The sequence below is a fragment of the Microbulbifer aggregans genome, assembly GCF_020524005.1.
Classification (GTDB): Bacteria; Pseudomonadota; Gammaproteobacteria; order Pseudomonadales; family Cellvibrionaceae; genus Microbulbifer; species Microbulbifer aggregans_A.
Genome location: NZ_JAIVKK010000006.1, coordinates 58,069 through 79,251, shown reverse-complemented (window position 1 = coordinate 79,251; position 21,183 = coordinate 58,069). Strand labels below are relative to the sequence as shown.

17 protein-coding genes are annotated in these 21,183 nt (G+C 54.7%); 9 read left to right on the top strand and 8 right to left on the bottom strand.

Annotation, left to right across the window (positions count from 1 at the left end):
- Nucleotides 1-24: 24 nt before the first annotated feature.
- Both LC093_RS12580 and LC093_RS12575 read left to right on the top strand, forming a co-directional pair.
- A complete protein-coding gene (locus LC093_RS12580; protein ID WP_226665145.1) occupies nucleotides 25-684 on the top strand; it encodes an HAD family hydrolase in 660 nt (219 codons plus the stop codon).
- 40 nt (nucleotides 685-724) lie between these two features.
- Entirely contained in the window at nucleotides 725-892 is a 168-nt protein-coding gene (locus tag LC093_RS12575) for a hypothetical protein (protein WP_226665144.1), read from the top strand.
- 46 nt (nucleotides 893-938) lie between these two features.
- Here LC093_RS12575 and LC093_RS12570 read toward each other — a convergent pair whose 3' ends face one another.
- Nucleotides 939-1,676 (bottom strand): hypothetical protein, encoded by a 738-nt coding sequence (locus LC093_RS12570; RefSeq protein ID WP_226665143.1) that lies wholly within the window; start codon nucleotides 1,674-1,676, stop codon nucleotides 939-941.
- A gap of 151 nt (nucleotides 1,677-1,827) precedes the next feature.
- Between LC093_RS12570 and LC093_RS12565 the strand changes: the two genes are divergently transcribed.
- Nucleotides 1,828-2,451: an OmpA family protein gene (locus LC093_RS12565; RefSeq protein ID WP_226665142.1), complete on the top strand. Its 624-nt coding sequence runs from the start codon at nucleotides 1,828-1,830 to the stop codon at nucleotides 2,449-2,451.
- Between the two features lie 89 nt (nucleotides 2,452-2,540).
- On the opposite strand, the gene metF is transcribed toward LC093_RS12565, so the two are convergent.
- The 4 genes from metF to LC093_RS12545 form a co-directional block, all read right to left on the bottom strand.
- A complete protein-coding gene (gene metF, locus LC093_RS12560; protein WP_226665141.1) occupies nucleotides 2,541-3,377 on the bottom strand; it encodes a methylenetetrahydrofolate reductase [NAD(P)H] in 837 nt (278 codons plus the stop codon).
- 137 nt (nucleotides 3,378-3,514) lie between these two features.
- Complete coding sequence (gene ahcY / locus LC093_RS12555; RefSeq protein ID WP_413231508.1) at nucleotides 3,515-4,891, bottom strand: adenosylhomocysteinase; 1,377 nt, start codon at nucleotides 4,889-4,891, stop codon at nucleotides 3,515-3,517.
- A gap of 121 nt (nucleotides 4,892-5,012) precedes the next feature.
- Nucleotides 5,013-6,233, bottom strand: coding sequence for a methionine adenosyltransferase (metK, locus tag LC093_RS12550; RefSeq protein ID WP_226665139.1), 1,221 nt, complete (start codon nucleotides 6,231-6,233; stop codon nucleotides 5,013-5,015).
- A gap of 461 nt (nucleotides 6,234-6,694) precedes the next feature.
- Nucleotides 6,695-7,660 (bottom strand): metalloregulator ArsR/SmtB family transcription factor, encoded by a 966-nt coding sequence (locus tag LC093_RS12545; RefSeq protein ID WP_226665138.1) that lies wholly within the window; start codon nucleotides 7,658-7,660, stop codon nucleotides 6,695-6,697.
- A 316-nt stretch (nucleotides 7,661-7,976) separates the two neighbouring features.
- Between LC093_RS12545 and tkt the strand changes: the two genes are divergently transcribed.
- The 5 genes from tkt (at nucleotide 7,977) to LC093_RS12520 (ending at nucleotide 15,077) form a co-directional block, all read left to right on the top strand.
- Complete coding sequence (tkt, locus tag LC093_RS12540) at nucleotides 7,977-9,977, top strand: transketolase (RefSeq protein ID WP_226665137.1); 2,001 nt, start codon at nucleotides 7,977-7,979, stop codon at nucleotides 9,975-9,977.
- A gap of 105 nt (nucleotides 9,978-10,082) precedes the next feature.
- Nucleotides 10,083-11,087, top strand: a complete 1,005-nt coding sequence (gap, locus tag LC093_RS12535; RefSeq protein ID WP_226665136.1) for a type I glyceraldehyde-3-phosphate dehydrogenase — start codon at nucleotides 10,083-10,085, stop codon at nucleotides 11,085-11,087.
- 8 nt (nucleotides 11,088-11,095) lie between these two features.
- Nucleotides 11,096-11,575: a tRNA-uridine aminocarboxypropyltransferase gene (locus LC093_RS12530; protein WP_319004927.1), complete on the top strand. Its 480-nt coding sequence runs from the start codon at nucleotides 11,096-11,098 to the stop codon at nucleotides 11,573-11,575.
- Between the two features lie 604 nt (nucleotides 11,576-12,179).
- Nucleotides 12,180-14,480 (top strand): Ig-like domain-containing protein, encoded by a 2,301-nt coding sequence (locus LC093_RS12525; protein ID WP_226665134.1) that lies wholly within the window; start codon nucleotides 12,180-12,182, stop codon nucleotides 14,478-14,480.
- Between the two features lie 78 nt (nucleotides 14,481-14,558).
- Nucleotides 14,559-15,077, top strand: a complete 519-nt coding sequence (locus tag LC093_RS12520) for a peroxiredoxin (RefSeq protein WP_226665133.1) — start codon at nucleotides 14,559-14,561, stop codon at nucleotides 15,075-15,077.
- A 105-nt stretch (nucleotides 15,078-15,182) separates the two neighbouring features.
- Here the strand turns inward: LC093_RS12520 and LC093_RS12515 are convergent, their stop codons facing one another.
- From LC093_RS12515 to LC093_RS12505, 3 genes are all read right to left on the bottom strand, one after another.
- Entirely contained in the window at nucleotides 15,183-16,031 is an 849-nt protein-coding gene (locus LC093_RS12515; protein WP_226665132.1) for a hypothetical protein, read from the bottom strand.
- A 4-nt stretch (nucleotides 16,032-16,035) separates the two neighbouring features.
- On the bottom strand, nucleotides 16,036-17,175 hold the full coding sequence (locus LC093_RS12510; protein ID WP_226665131.1) for a hypothetical protein: 1,140 nt from the start codon (nucleotides 17,173-17,175) through the stop codon (nucleotides 16,036-16,038).
- Nucleotides 17,176-17,385: 210 nt separating this feature from the next.
- Nucleotides 17,386-18,216: a DUF2884 family protein gene (locus LC093_RS12505; RefSeq protein WP_226665130.1), complete on the bottom strand. Its 831-nt coding sequence runs from the start codon at nucleotides 18,214-18,216 to the stop codon at nucleotides 17,386-17,388.
- A gap of 276 nt (nucleotides 18,217-18,492) precedes the next feature.
- Between LC093_RS12505 and LC093_RS12500 the strand changes: the two genes are divergently transcribed.
- Nucleotides 18,493-21,054 (top strand): TonB-dependent receptor plug domain-containing protein, encoded by a 2,562-nt coding sequence (locus tag LC093_RS12500; RefSeq protein WP_226665129.1) that lies wholly within the window; start codon nucleotides 18,493-18,495, stop codon nucleotides 21,052-21,054.
- The last annotated feature ends 129 nt before the right edge of the window (nucleotides 21,055-21,183 follow it).

Here is a 21,183-nt window from a genome sequence, read left to right as displayed (position 1 = left end):
GGAAAATCGGGACTGGGAAGTAAGATGGTAAAACTTAATGGATCTACCCGGCTGGTCATTTTTGACTGCGACGGGGTGTTGGTGGACAGCGAAACCATCGTCTGCCGGGTACTCGCGGAAGAGATGACCAAGCTGGGCATGCCGGCGACGGTCGACGAGCTGGATGAGCAGTTCAGTGGCCGTCCGTCAAAAGACTGCATTATGGATATCGAGGCGCGCTACGGTGGTCCATTGCCCGAAGCCTACTTCCACAATACTGAACGCCGTATTCGCGAGGCCTTTCACAGCGAACTGGAGCCGGTGAACGGTATCTGCGAAGTATTGGAGAAACTGCAGAATACCAGCCTGCAAACCTGTGTTGCGTCATCCGGTCCCCACGCCAAAATGCAGATCACGCTGAATAAAACCGGTCTGTGGGATTATTTTGATGGGCGCATTTTCAGTGCGGATGATGTCGGGCGTGGCAAGCCCTGGCCGGATTTGTTCCTGCACAGCGCGCGCCATTTTGATGTGGCCCCGGAGCACTGTCTGGTGGTGGAGGATTCGATCGCTGGAGTAAAAGCTGCGGTGGCGGCCGGGATGCCGGTTGTCGGCTACAGTCACAATGGCAACCGCGCGCGGCAATTGGAAGCCGAAGGTGCGCGGGTGATCCATGATATGCAGTTGTTGCTGGATTACTTCTGATTCAGGAATTACGTAGGCTTAAAATGAGAGGGAATTTGTTATGCATCTTTTGAAACGGCTGCTTATAGCCTTTACCTGCCTGTTCGCCGCCATCGCCTGCTACGTATTCGGTATTCCCGTCGGCGGAGCCATTTTTCTGGTGTTAGGCATGTTGCTGGAAGGTATGTTCTGGTTCCAGTTGACCCGGCGGCGCAATCACAATCGCTGATCGCGCCTCGTTTTCGCAAATTTCACGCTCTATTCCCGGTGCGGTGCTATTCCGTCAGGTTCAGCTCCACTGACGCGCTGCGACGAGTATCTTTGTCATCCACAAAGGTACGTGTGTAGCGCACCTTGTAGATGCCGTTGGCAACCAGCTCACTGACCAGCCCTTCAGGCAGCTTTACGGTTTCGCGCATGGGCTGGCCGGCTTTGGCGATGATCGGTTCCGGTACCTCGTAGACGACCCGGTCACCAACCAGAAACTGCCCACTGACGGAGTAGGCACTGATGCTGCCGAGATCGCCATCGAGGTTCCACGACATCATCATCTGCCGGGATTTACCGGTCAGGGTCTGTTGCGGAGGGCTTGCTTCCACCTGGGCAAGGCGGCCGCTGGAATCCAGGTCAAACAGGATGTGGTTGGAGATACTGCCCGCTGCACCGGCAAATATTCGCCGGTAACCAACCCGGCGTACGCCCTGGCGATGCCATTGCCGTACCTGCTCGGGGGAGATCCGCAGCACCTCGGTGACTTCCCCGCGGTCACCACTGAATTCCAGAATCTTGTCTACCGCCGCGAGTTCCTTGTTGTTGTCCAGATTTACGAACACTCCCCGTGGTGACGCAGCGCCACCGCGGCTGGCAACGCGCCAGGTGATTTCCTCGCGGTAGCCATCACTGGCATTGAGCCAGGCATCGCCGGGGTCGACGGTGACGATCTGCTGTGCAGCTGCGGAACCGGCAGTCACCAGCAGTGAAAGGCCCAGCATTTGTAAGAATTTTCTGGCCACAATGTTCTCCAGGTAATCGGGTATCGAATTGACTCAATGCTAGCGTGATCGGGGGTGGAGAAAAACCTCACAGCCCTTGCACTCTGCGGAACTGGTCTACAATGAATTAAACGCCAATCCGACGACTGCTCTGACGGAGGCAACCCGCTACATGTCCACCGTTCGGCGAAAGCCCGTCCTGGTCCGTGCACTTCTACCCATTGCCGCGCTGCTGCTTGCGGGTTGCCCGGACCCTATGAAGAAATACTCACTGGACCCCCGTGCCCTCGTAGCCAATGGCCTCGATGAGCAATCTGCGCGCGCCGCTGCGCCGTTCGGTGATGAGCTGGTGCGCTATCTGCTCGGAAAGTCCCGCAGTGGCGGCGATGAGTTTATCCTGCGGGTCGATTTTGAGCCCGGTGGCTTCGCACCGGTGATGGATACGATTGGTGATGTGGAAGCACTGCTAATTGTTATGCGCGATTTCCCATCCCTCGAAATCACCATTGAGGGGCACACGGATAACGCAGGCGATGCCCAGAAAAATCAGAAGCTCTCGCAGTGGCGGGCAAACTGGGTAAAACAGTTTTTGCTCGAGCGCGGGATTGAGGATAACCGGATTGCGGCTGAAGGCCTGGGTGACAGCGTTCCCATAGCCGATAACGCCACGGAACGAGGGCGAGAAAAAAATCGCCGATTGGTCGTGCGGATTGTGAACTATGCCGGCAAGCCCATTAATGTCCACCTGAAACGCCAGCGGGAAAAACTGTCAGAAGGGCGGTCGACAGCGCAATAGCGACTGCGAGAAAGGCTGTGCTGGAATAAGAAAGGCTGTAATAAAAAAGGCCAGCAACTACGCGGGCCTTTTTTAGGTGAGAAGAGCGATTATTCGCTGTCCAGGTTTAGTGCGTTGAGGATGCTCGCTGTCGGTTCCACCTGGTTCATCGTGTAGAAGTGCAGGCCCGGTGCGCCGCCGTCCAGCAGGGTCTCGCACAGGTCGGTAACCACTTCCAGCCCCAGCTTTTTAACATCTTCCGGTGACTTGTAGCTTTCCATGCGGTACTTCAGCCAGCGCGGGATTTCCGCGCCGCAGTTGCGGGAGAAGCGCGCCAGGTTGGCGAAGTTGGTAATCGGCATGATACCCGGGTAAATGGGGTTATCGATGCCGGCTTTTTCGCACTGGTCGATGAAATAGAAATACGCATCCGGATTGTAGAAGTACTGGGTCAGTGCACTGTTGGCGCCGGCTTCGAACTTGCCCTTGAGGAAACGAATATCATCGTCGTAGCTGTCGGCTTCCGGGTGAATTTCCGGATAGGCTGCCACTTCCAGGTGGAAGTGATCACCACTGTGACGGCGGATAAACGCTACCAGCTCGTTCGCATAGACCAGTTGCGCGACCGAACCCATACCGGAAGGCATATCGCCGCGCAGTGCGACGATGCGGTCTACGCCAGCCTCTTTATAGCGGTCCAGTAATCCATGTACCGCCTCTTCATTATCGCCGCCAAAAGACAGGTGCGGTGCGATGGAAATACCATCCTTGCGCAGTCCGGTAACGATATTGACGGTGGTGTCACGGGTAGTTCCACCCGCGCCGTAAGTCACCGAGAAAAATTCAGGGTTGAATGCCTGCAGTTCTTCGCGGGTTTTATACAGCTTTTCCCGACCCTCTTCGGTCTTTGGGGGGAAAAACTCGAAACTGATACGTAAATCACTCATTGCTCTGTTCCATTCCCTCGGCCTGCCTGGATCCCGGGTCAAGCCCGGGATGACGGTGTAGGTTTCTTCATCGTCATGCCGGTGTTTTCACCGTCACCCCGGACTTGATCCGGGGCGGTATCCAGCAACCAGGGTTATTAATACTTGTAACTTTCCGGCTTGTACGGGCCGTCCACGGAAACACCAATGTACTTGGCCTGGTTGTCGGTCATACGGGTGATCACGCCACCGAAGCCTTCCACCATGTACTTGGCTACTTCTTCGTCCAGGTGTTTCGGCAGTACTTTTACGTACAGTGCGGAAACTTTCTGGTCCGCCGGCAGGTCGGCAAACTTTTCGTTGTACAGGTGGATCTGTGCGAGTACCTGGTTGGCAAAAGAGCCGTCCATAATGCGGCTCGGGTGGCCGGTCGCGTTGCCCAGGTTCACCAGGCGGCCTTCGGAGAGCAGCAAGAGGTGATCGTTGGTTTCCGCATTGCGTACAACCTTGTGTACCTGCGGCTTCACTTCCTGCCACTCCCAGTTTTCACGCATGAAAGCAGTGTCGATTTCGTTGTCGAAGTGACCGATGTTGGAAACCACCGCGCCGGATTTCAACGCTTTCAGCATGTTTGCGTCACACACATTGACGTTGCCGGTGGTGGTGACGATCAGGTCAGTGTTGGCCAGCAGTTCCTTGTTGATGCAGGAAGCTTCACCGGTGTTGACGCCGTTGATATACGGGGAAACCAGCTCGTAGCCGTCCATGCAGGCCTGCATCGCACAGATCGGGTCTACTTCGGTGACCTTCACGATCATACCTTCCTGACGCAGGGAAGCGGCAGAGCCTTTACCTACATCACCGTAACCGATAACCAGCGCTTTTTTACCGGACAGGAGGTGATCGGTACCGCGCTTGATGGCGTCGTTCAGGCTGTGGCGACAGCCGTACTTGTTGTCGTTCTTGCTCTTGGTGACCGAATCGTTGACGTTGATTGCCGGAACCTTGAGGGTGCCCGCTTTCAGCATGTCCTGCAGACGGTGCACACCGGTGGTGGTTTCTTCGGAAATTCCGTGAACCTTGTCCAGCAGCTCTGGGTATTTGCGGTGCAGCAGCTCGGTGAGGTCGCCGCCGTCGTCGAGAATCATGTTCGGCTGCCAGCCGGCCACATCGGCACCGATGGTGCGTTCCAGGCACCACTCGTACTCTTCTTCGGTTTCGCCCTTCCAGGCAAAGACCGGGATACCACTGGCAGCGATAGCCGCGGCGGCATGATCCTGGGTGGAGAAAATGTTGCAGGACGACCAGCGTACCTCAGCACCCAGGGCAACCAGGGTCTCGATCAGGACTGCGGTCTGGATGGTCATGTGGATACAGCCCATGATGCGGGCGCCGGCCAGCGGTTGCTCTGCGCGGTATTTTTCACGCAGGGTAATCAGTGCGGGCATTTCGCCTTCGGCGATTTCAATTTCCATGCGGCCCCAGTCGGCGAGGCTGATGTCGGCGACTTTAAAGTCTTTGAATTCGGTGCTCATTTGGTTCATTACCTGATTCTCTGAATTTTATTATCGTCATACCGGCGCAGGCCGGTATCCAGTTTAGTGGCACCTGGATTCCGGCCTGCGCCGGAATGACGACTGCGTGTATGGGGTTTGACTAGAGACCGGCCTGTGCGCGCAGGGTCTCCGCCTTGTCGGTTTTTTCCCACGGGAAGGCAGTGAAGGTTTCAGTCTGCTCGTGACCGTTGCTGTCGATCCACTTGTACGTGTGCTCGAACGGCTCGCGACCGAAGTGGCCGTAGGCGGCGGTGAGCTGGTACATCGGGTGCAGTAGGTCCAGTGCCTTGGAAATCGCGTAGGGGCGCAGGTCGAAGTTTTCGCGCACCAGTTCAATCAGTTTTTCGTCGCTGACTTTGCCGGTACCGAAGGTATTGATCGATACGGAGGTCGGCTCGGCTACACCGATGGCGTAGGAGACCTGAATTTCACAGCGGCTGGCGAGGCCGGCGGCCACGATATTTTTGGCTACATAACGGCCAGCGTAGGCTGCAGAGCGGTCTACCTTGGATGGGTCCTTGCCGGAGAAAGCACCGCCGCCGTGACGGGCGGAACCGCCGTAGGTGTCAACGATGATTTTACGGCCGGTCAGGCCGCAGTCGCCTACCGGGCCGCCGATGACGAACTTGCCGGTGGGGTTGATGTGGAACTTGGTGTTTTCATGCAGCAGGTCGGCCGGCAGCACGTGGTGTACGATCAGTTCCATCACAGCTTCACGCAGGTCTTCCTGGCCCACTTCCGGGTTGTGCTGGGTGGACAGTACAACCGCGTCGATGGCGCAGGGCTTGCCACTTTCGTCGTAGCGGAAGGTTACCTGGCTTTTCGCATCCGGGCGCAACCACGGCAGCAGGCCGGATTTACGCGCTTCCGCCTGGCGCTCTACCAGGCGGTGGGCGTAGTAAACCGGGGAGGGCATGAAAGTTGGAGTTTCATCGGTCGCGTAACCGAACATCAGGCCCTGGTCGCCAGCACCCTGGTCTTCCGGCTTGACGCGGTCCACACCCTGGGCGATGTCCACGGACTGTTTGCCGATGACGTTCAGAACACCGCAGGTCTCGCCGTCGTAACCGACGTCGGAGGACGTGTAACCGATATCGGTGATGACTTTACGCACCAGATCTTCGAGATCGACCCAGGCAGACGTGGAAATTTCACCGGCGATGACGGCGATACCGGTTTTCACCAGGGTTTCGCAGGCCACGCGGGCGTTCTTGTCGCGCGCCAGCAGGGCATCCAGAACCGCATCGGAAATCTGGTCGGCGATTTTGTCCGGATGGCCTTCGGAAACGGACTCCGAGGTAAAGATGCTGTATTCACTCATTGTGAGTTTCTCCTTTGCGCTTGCTGCGCTCCATTTATTCCGCTGCTGGCGGTGATAAAACTTCTCGTGCTTCGTCGCTTTTTGGCTTTGAGCACTGATCCTGGTTCTGTGGCGGCCAAGGGGCTGGTGAAAAGTTTTGGAATCGCTGTGGATACGTCCCTGTACGCTCCGTCGGCGACGTCCTGTCGCCGACGGTTCCAAAACCTTTCACCAGCCCCTCGACCTTCTATTTGTACTGCTGTACTTCGCACCCCGGGACGAAAGCCGCTTACAAAGCCGCTTACATAGTCCAGTGGTCGTTCGTTAAGCCTGAGCAGCGGGTAGACCTTTTCAGAAGCGTCGCAAACAGGATGTTTGCGCCGCAGCTCCCAGGGATGGGTTTACAGCGGTTCTGAAAAGGTCTACCCGGTGATCAGGCGCCCGGAGCTAAAGCAGAGCTCTTCACTAAAGGGCTGCGAAGCTCAGGACTTAACAAACTCCTGAATCTGAATCTGAAACCCATTGCGTAAGGCACTGTGTACGCTGCGCCCCTTCTGCAGGCCAACTTCCGCAGCCCATTCAACCAGCTGCTGGGGCGCAAACCCGAGCCACAAGTCGCCGCAGGCATCTCGGGCCCAGTCCTGGGTGTGATCGTGCAGCTCGGTAATCAACAGTTGCCCACCCACTTTCAATGACTTTTGCAGATCGTGAAAAATCTGCGCGGGTTCCGGCGTGTGGTGCAACACCATATTCACCACAATGCAGTCCGCACTCTCCGGGCGGGATGCTGCGGCGCGGGTGTCATCGCACACAAACTCAATATTTTGCAGGCCTTTCTCATCGGCAAATTCCTGCGCCCGCTCCAGCATGTTCTCCGACAGATCCAGCGCGGTCACCGTGCCGAAGCGGCTCGCCAACTCTTCCAGAAACTCTCCTTCGCCAGGGCCCACTTCCAGCGCGTGACGGCCCGGTTTCAGCAGTTGTGCTACCTGGGGACCGTACACGCTATAACTGGCGATCAGTTCCTGTTGTTCGCGGAAGCGGTTGCCGTAATCGGCGAAGAAACGGCGCGAGGCCTCGGCGCGTTCGGCGGCAATCAGAGCGACCGTCTCTGCGCGGAATTCCGGCAGTGGCAACAGGTCGAGACCGGCAAACAGCTGCTGCAGTAGCTCACTGCCCGCCGTGCGGCGGTAAAAGAGGTTATTGCCTTCGCGGCGCTTGCTGACCAGTCCCGCCTGCGCGAGTACCTTCAGGTGGTGCGAGAGTGCGGGCTGGCGTAAATCGAAGATACGGCACAGTTCCAGCACGCTGTAGGAGTCCTGGGCCAGCAGGCGCAGAATTTCCAGGCGCAACGGATCGCCAGCGGCCTTGAGGGTCGCCGCAAGTTGCGGAATCTGGTCGCGGTGAAGCGGTTGTTGGCCCGAGAGGGCATTACTGGAGTCAGGCATGGCGGGGAGTCTAGCAGTGCCGCCTGCCTATATCAAAGTATTTTGATTTAGGTGTATTAAAAATATTTGATGAACGTGTAAGCATTCAACATCTGAGTGATCAGATTGCGCATTGTTAGGAAAATGTTGCTGTCCCCAACCGGTAATTGGGCCGAGAGCCTTTGCGCCGAGGGGAGGATTACGGGAAAATACGTCCCCCGTTTTGCCGCCCGGTCGAATCGTAAACGGCAAATATGGAGACAGCGGCAAACTGGCCGTCAGAGCCGGGCCCGCAGCGCATCTGATGAACCGAAGATCCCCAAACCGAGAATTCCCTATGTCTTCTACTCCGTCTCGCACAGAAAAGGCCAATGCCATCCGCGCCCTGTCCATGGATGCAGTCCAAAAAGCCAATAGCGGCCACCCCGGCGCGCCCATGGGTATGGCTGATATTGCCGAAGTGCTGTGGAACGACTACCTGAAACACAACCCGGCCAATCCTGAATGGGCAGATCGCGACCGCTTCGTGCTCTCCAATGGCCACGGTTCCATGCTGCTGTATTCACTGCTGCACCTCTCAGGCTACGACCTGTCCATCCACGAGCTGCAGAACTTCCGCCAGTTGCATTCCAAGACCCCAGGTCACCCGGAGTATGGGTATGCGCCGGGCGTTGAGACCACCACTGGCCCGTTGGGGCAGGGCATCACCAACGCTGTAGGTATGGCGCTGGCAGAAAAAGTCATGGCGGCCCAGTTCAACCGCGAAGGTTACGAGCTGGTGGATCACCACACCTACTGCTTCCTCGGCGACGGCTGCCTGATGGAAGGCATCTCCCACGAAGCCTGCTCCCTTGCCGGTACCCTGGGCCTGGGCAAACTGGTGGCGTTCTACGATGACAATGGCATTTCCATCGACGGTGAAGTGGAAGGCTGGTTCACTGATGACACGCCCAAGCGTTTCGAATCCTACGGCTGGCACGTGATTGCCGGTGTAGATGGCCACGACCCGCAGGCGATCAAGGCTGCGATCGAGGAAGCCCGCGCGGAGACCTCCAAACCCACACTGATCTGCTGCAAGACCGTGATTGGCTTCGGCTCGCCGAACAAGCAGGGCCGTGAAGAGTGCCACGGTGCACCACTAGGTGCTGACGAAATCGCCCTGGTACGCGAAACCCTGGGCTGGAAGTACGCGCCGTTTGAAATTCCGGATGAGCTGTACAACGCCTGGGATGCACGCGGCAAGGGTGAAGCCCAGGAAGATGAGTGGAACGATATCTTCGAAGACTACAAGGAAACCCACCCTGAGCTGGCCGCTGAGTTCGAGCGCCGCATGAAAGGTGAGTTGCCGGCGGACTTCCTGCAGAAAGCTGATGAATACATCAAGCAATGCCAGGCCGACGCCGAGAAAATCGCCTCCCGTAAGGCGAGCCAGAATGCTCTGAACGCCTTCGGCCCGCTGCTGCCGGAATTCCTTGGCGGCTCCGCTGACCTCGCCGGTTCCAACCTCACCATCTGGTCCGGCTCCAAGGGTGTCTCCGCAGATGACGCGTCTGGCAACTACGTGTACTACGGTGTTCGTGAGTTCGGTATGAGCGCCATCATGAACGGCGTCGCCCTGCACGGCGGCTTGGTGCCCTACGGCGCAACCTTCCTGATGTTTATGGAATACGCTCGCAACGCCGTGCGCATGGCCGCGCTGATGAAGCAGCGCGTGATCTTCGTGTACACCCACGACTCCATTGGCCTCGGCGAAGACGGTCCGACCCACCAGCCGGTAGAGCAGCTCACCGCCCTGCGCGTGACTCCGAACCTGCACACCTGGCGCCCCTGTGACGCCACCGAGTCCGCGGTAAGCTGGAAAATGGCGGTTTCCCGCAACGATGGCCCCAGCGCGCTGATCTTCAGCCGTCAGGGCCTGGCCCCGCAGGCGCGCACCGATGACCAGCTGGCAGCGATCGAAAAGGGTGGTTATATCCTGCGTGATTGCGATGGCACACCGGAAGCCATCATTATCGCCACGGGCTCCGAAGTGGAGCTGGCCATAGCCGCCGCAGATCAACTGGCAGGCCGCAAAGTGCGTGTGGTTTCCATGCCTTGTGCGGAAGCCTTCTCCGCCCAGAGCGCCGACTACCGCGAGTCCGTGCTGCCGTCCTCCGTGCGCGCCCGCGTTGCGGTAGAAGCCGGTCACAAGGACTACTGGTACAAGTTCGTCGGATTTGACGGCGCGATCATTGGTATGGAAACCTTCGGTGAATCCGCACCGGCTGGCGACCTGATGAAGCACTTCGGTATCACTGCCGAGAAAGTTGCTGAAGCGGTTGAGAGCCTGGTGAAGTAAACCGTAGCCGCCTTGTAGGAGCCTGCTTGCAGGCGAATAGATCTGTACAATGATTCATTCGCCTGCAAGCAGGCTCCTACAGGGACAAATCCCTGATCGGAATTTATGATAAGACTTGCCATCAATGGCTACGGCCGTATTGGCCGCAGCGTCCTTCGCGCCCTTTACGAATCCAACCTGCGCGAACAATTGCAGATCGTCGCCATCAACGAGTTGGCCGACTGCGCCACCATTGCCCACCTCACCAAATACGATTCCGTACACGGTCGTTTTCACGGCGACGTCTCCGTGCATAACGATTGCCTCAGGGTCAATGGGGATGAAATCGCGGTGACCCACCATCGCGACCTGGAAGATCTCGACTGGCGCAAAACCGAAGTGGATATCGTGCTGGAGTGCACTGGCAGTTTCAGCGAGCGGGAGCGGGCAGAGCTGCACCTGCAAGCCGGGGCGAAGAAGGTGGTCTTTTCCCAGCCCGCCAGCCGCGATGTCGATGCCACCATCGTGTACGGCGTTAATGACACCGCACTTACCGGTAGCGAGGCGATCATCTCTGCCGCGTCCTGCACCACCAATTGCAGCGTACCGGTGATTGCGGCCCTGGAAAAAGCCTTCGGAATCGAAGCCGGTGTCATCACGACCATCCACTCGGCGATGAATGACCAACCGGTAAATGATGCATATCACCATACCGACCTGCGTAAAACCCGCTCGGCGATGAATTCCATCATCCCTGTGGATACCGGACTTGCCCGTGGTATTGAACGCATCCTGCCCGACATGGCCGGCAAATTCGAAGCCCAGGCCATGCGTGTACCCACGGTCAACGTCTCCGCCATCGACCTGTCTGTTCAGTTAAAGAAACAGGTCACTCAGGCAGAAATCAATTCCGTGTTGAAAACGGCTGCCGCGAACCAGTTCGCCGGCGTCCTCGGTTATACCGAAGAGCCACTCGCTTCCTGTGACTACAACCACGATCCGCGTTCCGGCATCGTTGATGCGAGCCAAACCCGGGTAGCCGGCGGCAAGCTGGTGAAAGTGCTGATCTGGTTCGACAACGAGTGGGGGTTCGCCAATCGTATGCTGGATGTTTCTCGGAAACTTTGCTGACAACGGTTGTGCAAATCATCCTGCTTACACATGAGCGCGAACTAGATCGCCCGACGAATACCGGAAGCCTGGCAGTCTCTGTGGCCGGCGGCGGGGTGGGCTTGGTGCGGCGCATCGTATGGAGCCGTACCGCTCCTGACCAGGAGCTGCTGGCTGACGTGAACAAGCCTGGCATCGGCCTGCTGTATCCAACTACGGAGGTTGAGGGAGAGGAGATCAATGCCGCAGAGTGTGAAAACTTTATCTTGCTCGACGGCACCTGGCAGGAGGCACGCAAAATGTACAACCGAAGCCCTTATCTGCAAAGCGTCAGCCGTGTCAGTTTAGGTTCTGCTCAGAGCTCCCGTTACCGGCTGCGGCGTAATCAGAAGGCCGGTGGCCTTTGCACCGCAGAATGTGTTGTGGAAATTTTGCGTGTGAAAGGACAGCAGGCGCTCGCCGCCGCCCTTGAAGCTGAATTTTTCGAGTTCAATATTCGCACGAATTGATTTCGTCATCTTCAATAACGAACGATCCCCTCCATCCCCTCCATCCCCTCTATAGGAGCTTGCTGCATTTTCCCTGGGGTGACGGTAACGCCAAAGTGTCCCCCCTGAATCCTGTGGCAGAAAATTAATCAGCAGTAGGCATCAACATGAGCTGATTTAGCAGCTCGTAAAGATATGATGTGGCGTCGGTGGCCGATAACTGTAAGCACTAGAAATATATTTTCCGTTTCAGAGTTTTTTAGCTTTATTTCATAATTTATTTTTCTTGCAGTAGGGTTTTTGGGTATTTATTTCTATCGCAGCCTGAAATGTTTCCAGCCCGTGATTCTTTCTCCCCCGCGAAGTGATTTACTCCCTGTATAAATCTGCCATTAATTTGCTAATCCATACGTAGATAAAAAGCATGCAAATCGTTTTTTTTGTGCGCTAATTTTTATGCCCATGTGGTATCGCAAGGCCAATAAAAAAGAATTCACTCGAATTAGCCCTAAAAGACTAGCGCTGAAAACTGATACTTGTGTACCATTTGTTTTGTGACGCAGTTCCGTTTGGGCTGCGTCTTTTTTATCCGCAAAATAATTAGTTCATGCGAATTGGGGGCACAATGAAACTCAGAATATTGAGCGTCGCGCTGGCGGCCGTTGTCACTGGCTGTGGGGGCGGCAGTGGCAGCAACAATGAGGGGGGCATCACCCCTACTCCGCAAAATACCGCTCCGGTATTTAACACCGTTAGCGTCGATGCGCTGAACGGCGCTGCTGTGCAGCTGGATCTGTCCGAGCACGCCAGTGACGCGGATGGCGATGCGCTGTCTATTAAAGCAATCGGTTCCGTGGAAAATGGCACCCTGACTGCCAATGGTCTCGAGCTGACCTACGATCCGGCAGACGCGTTTGCCGGTAGCGAAACCGTGAGCGTTACCCTGACCGATGGCACCGACGATGTGTCCGGCTCCATCACTTTCAACGCCTATCAGCAGGTATCCCTGTCTGGCCAGGTCGTCGATGAGCCGATTCCTGGCGCAATCGTGACGGTGACCCTGGGTGGCCGTGATTTTCAGGCGGTAGCAGATGCGGAAGGCAACTACACCCTTGAGATCTCCACTCTGGATCTGGATAGCTACGTAAAAGTCAGCGCTACTGGCGGCGACGGTAGCGAAGGCAAGGGTATTGAGCTGGTGAGCCTGCTGGGCGAAATCGGCACCCTGATCGAATCCGCCGGCGAAGACCGCACCCTGGGTGGTGAAGGCGATACCCAGGCCAACGTAACCAACGTGACCACCGCCCGTTACGTTCTGGCCGTAGATGCCAACGGCGGTGAAGAAATCGCATCTGACGAAGCGATGGCGGAAGCGGAAAAGTCCATCGACGCCGATGTGCTGTTGGAAATTGCCGCGGTGATCAAGGTCATTCTGGACAACCCGGAATACAGCCTGCCGGAAGGCAAGGAAAGCGTCGTGGACCTGGTGCAAGACACCGAGGCGTACAACAACTTTGTTGCCGAAGTAACCAGCGAAAACCCGGACGACAACGCCCTGACCCAGGCCATGGACCAGATCGTAAAAGACCCGGCGCTGGTGCAAGGCTACACCGCTGACAAGCTTGCCCATGTTTATTACGGTACTTTCGCAGCGGCACCGGGCTTCCTGTCCCGCGGCGGTGATCGCTACCAGTTCAATACCGATGGCACCGGCAGCATCGCCAGTGAACAGGGTACGCAGAGCTTTTCCTGGGACCTGGAAGACGGCTCCATTGTGGTGACCTACGACCAGCCGCTGGAGACTTATGGCTACTACGCGGCTTCTGCAGAATTGCTGGGTGAAGAGTTGGCGATTCAGTGGTCGGAAGTGACTGGTTCTGGTCAGATCGGTGCCAATCGCAGCGACAAGGGCATCAAGTTCACTCGTCTGGTAGACGGCGCGATTATCGATACTGTCTCTTTCGAGAGCATCTACGACCTCGCTTTCGATATGCTCGATACCGGCCTTACTGCTCCGGATAAAACGGACGAAGTTAGCAGTGGCCAGCAGTTACTGCGCGATGCGACGGCGTCCAAAGCGTTGCCGATTGTTGCTGCTGACCTGGAAAGTAGCTGGGCGGTTGACAGCTACTACGAGTATCAAGTGTCTACCTACAACGGCCCGGAGGCCAGAACCAGCTACGCTGGTGACCTGCTGGAATTCGTCGAAGGCGGTACTGGCATTGCGCACCTGTCTGAACGTACCTTTAACTGGCAGCTGGTGGACAATGAGATACAGGCTACCTTTAACGATGGCACCACGCTTGCCGCGCAAAAAATTGACGAAGCGGGCGAGCTGAGTGCATTTTCACTGCGCACCTTCGATAGCGAAGGCCAGCTGATCGCCTTCAGCTACAACTTCGGTACCTGGCAGGACGAGAGTGCAGTATTGACTCCGGAAACACTGGTAACCGAAGCCGGCCGCCACTGGGCAACCTTCGTCAATGGCTGGATCAATGACTTCTGGAAAGACGGGGAATTCCAGTACGTTGAGGGATCCGGTTTTGGCTGGGAGTTCAACGAGGATGGTACCTCTAACAACGTGCAGTTCTACTTCGACCTGGGCGATGAAGACGGTGACGGCAATACCTCCGAAGTGATGGATTTCCGCCTGCCGGGCACTTGGACTGTCTCCGACAATATGCTGACAGTAACCCGCTGTCCGACCGAAGCTTGTCGCAAGCGTGAGTGGCTGGGCCTGCAGGCGTCAGAGGGTGAGGTCATCATCCTGGAGCGTGAGTCCTTCCGCGACTTCGAAGGCCTACTGTTCCCGCCGCGTATCAATATCTATCGCGACTGGGCAAACCCGGAAGTCAATCGTGCCGTGAGCCCTGCTCAAACGCGTATTGTAGCTTACCCCACACTGCCGACCCCCGAAAATGGTTAAACCCTGCCTAAAGGTGTAACCTTGAAAACCATTGCCACCCGGTGGCAATGGTTTTTTTCATTTTGGGAGAAAGAAAATATGAGAACGATACTGGCTTTCTTCTCGGCGATACTGTTGGCCGCCCCGGCGATGGCGCTGGAAGTGGGTGATCCTGCGCCGGAGTTTTCACTGCAGGGTTCGGATGGCAAGACCTACACTTTGTCTGACTACAAAGGCAAGCAGGCGGTGGCGGTTGCCTGGTATCCCAAAGCGTTTACCAAGGGATGCACAATCGAGTGCAAGTCACTGGCGGAAAATGGCGACCTCATCCGCGCCTACGATGTGGCTTACTTTATGGCCAGTACCGATGAGGTCGAAGACAATAAAAAATTTGCGGATGAGCAAAAGGCGGATTTCCCGCTTCTGAGTGATCCAACCGGAAAGGTTGCAGAAGCCTACGATGTGAAAATGCCGGTGCTGAATATGGCGAAACGTGTGACGATCTACATCGGCAAGGATGGCAATATTCTGAAGATCGATCGTGATATCAAGCCTGCCACCAGTGCTGAAGATATGGCGCGTACTCTGGGTGAGCTCGGGGTGGATAAAAAGTCCTGAGCTGGCTGTTGGTCTTCGAAGAACAGAAAAATTTGCTGCCCACTAGTTCGGAATAAATAAGGTCTGAGCTATGTGGCAGCATTTTTCTGTATTGGACGTGCAATACTACCAGCCACTCATTTCGTGATCCTCACTTCCCCAGCCACTTGCGTGTTGCTCGCTTGCAGCTTGTTCCTGTTTCAACCGGTGGCGTTCAAGCATCTCTCCTCTCAACTCAATGCCCGGAGTTCTGGTTTGCTGGGATTTATCTTCGATAATGGATAGCTTGTCCATAAAGTCCCAAAAGCTGGCGAATACCTTGTCTAGTATCTGTTTGGGTGGTTCGACCCCTTGAGACCAGTAACCCTGTGGGCGAAAAGAAATATGCAGTAAGTGACTGGGAGTTATCGCCGTATAAAAACTATATTCTCTGTCAACTGAATAACTTCCGTGGTTCGCCTGAATCCATTTTCTTTCGTTAATTACATGGTGGATTAGGTCGCTAGCCACTTTCGGGTATAAGAAATATTCCGATTCCTCATCAATACAGGCTGATACCTCAAAGCAGCCCTTTTCAAATTGATCGAAATCTTCGAAGTTGGAGATTTCGGGAAAAGCATCTGGTGCTGGCCAGATAACTCGTATTCTTACCGAGCAGTTGCCGACGGCAATTGCTTCCTGTCGAGAGCTCAAGAAATGGCGCCACCATAGCTCTGAGATGTTCAGATAGCTGATTTTAGGGCGATTATTTTTGTAGGATCGTTCAGTGTTGATAAAGATATATGGTTCGTAGACTCTATGGTCATATATGTCGGTTTGATAACTGATGGTTTGGTTGTTAAATGGGCCGCTTTCTTTTTTTAACCCTGAAAAAACTAGTTGAGTACCTGATAAATTGAAGCAGCTAATTGGGCTTTCCTCGAAGGGTGTGTAGCATATATTCATATTTACATTTTCAGGTGAAGTGCCAAGCATCGGATTATTGCCAGTTTAATTGGGATGTAACTTTATAGATGAGGTTTGTAAAAGTTAGATTTTTATAATTCATGATATTTTGTGGATTGCTGGCAATTTCCGCCTGGAGTTTTTCTGCTCGAGACAATAGTTCAGAACATGGTCGAAGATGACTTTCCAATTTTGTCCAGCTCTTGTCATGAGCTTGTAGGCCAGAAATGGTATCGTTGATATTGGCTGCTTGATGATATCTGGAGCCAAATCCATCTAAGCTGAAAGTTTTTTTGAAGGTTGATTGTAGTTTTTCGATATTTGAAAGTATTGTGCCGACATTTGCCCTGGGGTTGACGAAGTTGAATTCATGTTGTGACAGGGAGGTTATTCCTTTTTCCTTTACTTTCATTAAGGCTCCGTCTAGGAGTTTTGCTCCGTGATCAAAAACATACCATAGATGTTTTTTATCGCTGTCAGCCCAGTATTGTTTTTGAGTGTCAATCAACACGTCAGCTAGATCGCTGGAGCCTGAGTTCTTGAACTCTATTTTTTGTTCGGGTGTTTTCCAAGTTCCCATATCATCGATAATATAAGTCGGGCTGAAGTAAAGAGAAAACTCTGTTCCTAGATCACTCCCTTTTATATTCTTTGCTAGAAATTCCCCAATGGTTTCAGCGGTATTCCTAAGGTCGTAAGTTTGGGATTCTGCCTCATATTCGGCGCCTACTGTGGCCACGGTATCTTGGATTGTATTGTCCGGAGATTTAAATGGCATCCAAGTTCCGGATCTGTACTGTACTTTGTGAAGGCCGGGTGCATGCTTTTCACCAGCATTTAGCGCCTGCTGTATTTGGCTGATATATACCCCTTCACCATAACTGTTGGGGGATCCTGCTTGAAGCACTGAATAGGTAACTATCACCCCACCGCAATCTAAGCGGTGTTGGCTTGCACTGTTCTGGTTGGATTGGCTGGTAAGGCCGGCCGCTGAATTCTTCAGACCAATCATATTGCTCAGACTTTTCTGGCCACGAAGAGAATCTTCCCGTACAAATTCCAAAAATGGGGCCAATAAATCCGGGTTAATAAATACCCTGCGACCGTCGTTGCCGACGGTTTTATCGCTCAGGAAAAGGTATTCGTCGAAACGCCGGGATACTTCTTTCTGCATCATCTTTCCTTGATGGTTGTTTGATCCGAAAGGCGTAATTTTATCTCTATCGATTCAGTGGATGAATGGTGAAATGGGTGTAATTTCTTGTAATTAGAAAATTTTTTGTGTACGTGCGTGCTTATTAGGTGCTTGCCGAATCGATTATGGAAGGGGAGGGATAAAAAAGGCCGCAATCGCGGCCGAACACTTTGGGGGGTGTTTATAGTTTCACTCATCTGACTCTTGAGTGATTTCGATGAAGTCCAGTTTTTTGAACTGCGGAATCTGCTCTTGCAGCTCAGTCTCTGTGCTATCCAGCGCAATCAGGTTCTGACAAAGCGCGTCCGCATAGGATTCCAGTTTTTCAGCGCGCTTCTCTACGCGTTCTTCGGCTTTCTCCGCTGCCGCTTCGGCATCCCGTTCTATACTGCGCCCACCGGTAAATACAGCTTTGAGTGCATGCCAGGCGATTGTCCCTGCCGATGCGGTGGCGAGCTTTTCAATTCTTGGCCCGAGTTCATTTTCTACCAGTTCGTTGACGGCCTTCTCTATTTCCAGACCGGTATGTCCCTCCCAGTCGTTGCCAATCACATAGGTGTCTTCGGCGCTAAGCAGACGCTTTTCGGTTTGTAGCCGAAGCTCGCTTGCTGCCTCCCAAAACTCCAGAGTATCAGGGTGGTCTTCTCCAGCCAGGGTACTCAGCGCGATGCCTAATCCTTCAATAGCTATATCAATGGCGTCAATTGTAATCGCGTGAATATCTCTTGCGGACTGATGTAAGCCACTCTGATAACGCATCAGCAAAGCCTGTTGACTGCTGTTCAGCGGAAGCGTCGAGCCATTGAGCGACAGCTCCGCTGGGTTCTCCAGGCTGTAGAGTAGGGTTTCTTTGTTGTTCTCGCTCATGAGCTCGAGCTTGGTTGGACCGATGCGGGCCTGATGATTCAGGTTTACCGAACATTGCAGGTCGCTGCTGCTGTGCAGGCTAACCTGGTCTGCGGATGCCAGAGCGGGGGCGCAGGCGAGCAGGGTCGTGGCGATGAGCTTTCGATATTGCATGGGATTTAAAACGCTTTATTGGTTTAGTTGTGCTTAAGACGCGCTGAAACTGCCTTCAGATGCACTAGTTTAAAAAGTTTTTACGTCGACGGGTTTTTACGACTGGCACGCTTATTGCTCAACTTCAGGTAACGGCAGTCGCAGTTTCTCTGCACCAAAAGCAATCGTAACCGCACTATTCAATTATCTGTGGCAACCCATTCTGGTGCGCCGTGCGGGATCCTTTTGCCTGAAAAAAATAACTCATAAAGCAATTGTCCAAAGAGAGGGTAACCTATGAAGCGGAAGTCTCTGAGTTGTGCTGTTATGGCAGTAGTCGCGGGAGCGGCACTGGCACCTGTTGCACCGGTTATGGCCGACGAGATCGAGGAGGTCGCGGTTACGGGGGTGCGGGGTAAACCGCGGTCAGTATCTGATTCTCCGGTCCCGGTAGACGTGTTTGGCAGCGAGGCATTGGAATCCGTATCCCACACCGACACCAATGACGTGTTAAAGACACTGGTGCCTTCCTATAACGTCTCCCGCCAGCCAATCAGTGACGGTGGTACTTTCATTCGTCCGGCACAGCTTCGCGGTATGCCAACAGATAAGACACTGGTACTGGTCAATTCCAAACGGCGTCACCGCGCGTCACTGGTCGAAATCGGCGGTTCGGGCACTCAGGGCCCGGATATTGCCACGATTCCCAGCACCGCGCTGAAATCCGTGGAGGTCTTGCGGGATGGTGCGGCCGCTCAGTACGGCTCCGATGCGATCGCCGGTGTAATCAACTTTATCCTGAAAGACAATGCCGAAGGTGGATCTTTTGCTGTTAACGCGGGTGAGTATAGTGAAGGCGACGGTTTTCAGACCACTGCAGCGGGCAACGTCGGCCTGGCGCTGGGGAGCGACGGTTTTCTGAGTATTTCCGGTGAAGTCTCTCAGCAGGATTTTACCAGTCGCTCCGAGCAGTACTGTGAATCCTGGTTCTGTCTCGATAACCAAGATGCCGACTTTATCGAGGCCGCAAAAAATGCCTCGCTGGAGGGGGACGTGGTGCAACCCTGGGGGCAGCCAAATGCCGAGGCAGCGCGCCTGTTCTTTAATGCGGGTTATGACCTGGGTGGTGGCAAGGAGCTTTATGCTTTCGGTAACTATTCGGAAAGTGAAGCGGACGGCAGTTTCTATTACCGCTATCCGAACAATGGCACCATTATGGATCTGCGCGAGGAAGACGGCTCCATTTATAACCCGCTGGAAAAATTCCCGGGTGGCTTCACCCCACGCTTCTTTGGTGAAGTGACCGACTATTCGCTGGTATCGGGGCTGAAGGGCGAAATGTCCTCCGGTGTGACCTATGACATCAGTGCCCGCTACGGTTTCTCGGAAGTTGCCTATACGCTGAAAAACACCATCAACCCGTCGATGGGACCGGACAGCCCTACCTCGTTCAAGCCGGGTACCCTCGCCAACGAAGAAATGCAGTTGCAGGCAGACTTCTCCAAAGAGTTGGAGCTGGGCCTGAACAGCCCGGTGGTTGCCGCCTTCGGTCTCAGCTATATGGATGAGTCTTACGAGCTGAGCGGTGGTGATCCGGATTCGTATGCCGCGGGTCCTTACGCCACCCAGGACCCCTGGGGGTTCTGTGAGGGAGACCCCGATCCTGATGTCGCGACGGCGACGGAAACCGCTGCTGGTCAGGCCGTTATCGATGCGGGCTACGACTTGAACTGTGCTGATCCAAATGACCCTGTTTATACCGCCGTCGGCGTCGGATCCAATGGCTTTCCTGGCTATTCACCGGAATACAGCGGCAGTTATTCCCGTGACTCCTATGCCATCTACGGCGACCTGAGCACGGATCTTTCCGACAGGTTGTTTGTGCAGGCGGCTGCCCGTTTCGAGGACTACTCCGACTTCGATTCCGAGCTGGTGGGCAAGTTTGCGATGCAATATGACCTCACGGAAAACATCGGCCTGCGCTCGTCCATCGGTACCGGCTTCCGTGCACCGACTCCGGGTCAGCAGGGGACCACCAACGTGTCTACCCGACTGCCCAATGGCTTCCCGGTCGCCACTGGCCTGTTCCCGGCGAGCAGCAGCGTTGCACAGGCACTTGGTGCTGAGGCACTGAAGCCGGAAACCTCCACTAACTTTACCTTCGGCTTTACCGCCGACTTCGACAAGCTCAACCTGACCGTAGATTTCTACCGTATCGATGTGGATGACCGCACTTATGCGATTTCCACACTGGATGTCTCGGCCGATGATTCTGATCCGGCAGCCTACGCCAACTATCTGGCGTTGGTTGATGCGGGCGTTGTGGGCGCCGAATCCATCGGTGGTGTCTTCTACTTCACCAATGCTTTTGATACCCGCACCGAGGGTGTGGACGTAGTTGCGACCTATCCGCTGGAATGGTCGACGGACAGCGTGACCAACCTGACAGCTTCTCTGAACTACAACAAACACGAGTTTGCTTCGGATCCCAGTGACTACCTGAACGAGGAAGACCAGCACGACTTCGAGAACTTTGACCCGAAACTGCGTGGCGCGGTAACTGCTACGCACGAGTTTGGACCGGTTGCTCTGATGGCTCGCGCCAACTGGTATGGCAGCTCCGAAAACTATCAGGGTGGCGAAATTCAGGACTACAGTTCTGTGGTGCAGGTCGACCTGGAAGGCAAGTATCACCTGAGTGACTCTACCAATGTCAGTGTGGGTGGCCGCAATATCTTCGACGAATACCCGGATGAGGACAAGCTCGGCGATTATTGCTGTGGGGCCATTTATCCTTCAGGCAGTATCGTGGATTGGCAGGGCGCTTATTACTATATGGGCCTGAATCACAATTTCTAAAAGACGATATCGTCTTCTATAAAACTTGATCCCCGCTCTGCGGGGATTTTTTTATCTGAAAATTATGGCCTTTATCCAGCGTAAAAAAATGGCCAGCAAAGCTGGCCAGAAGTAGAGCGACTGCAAAAA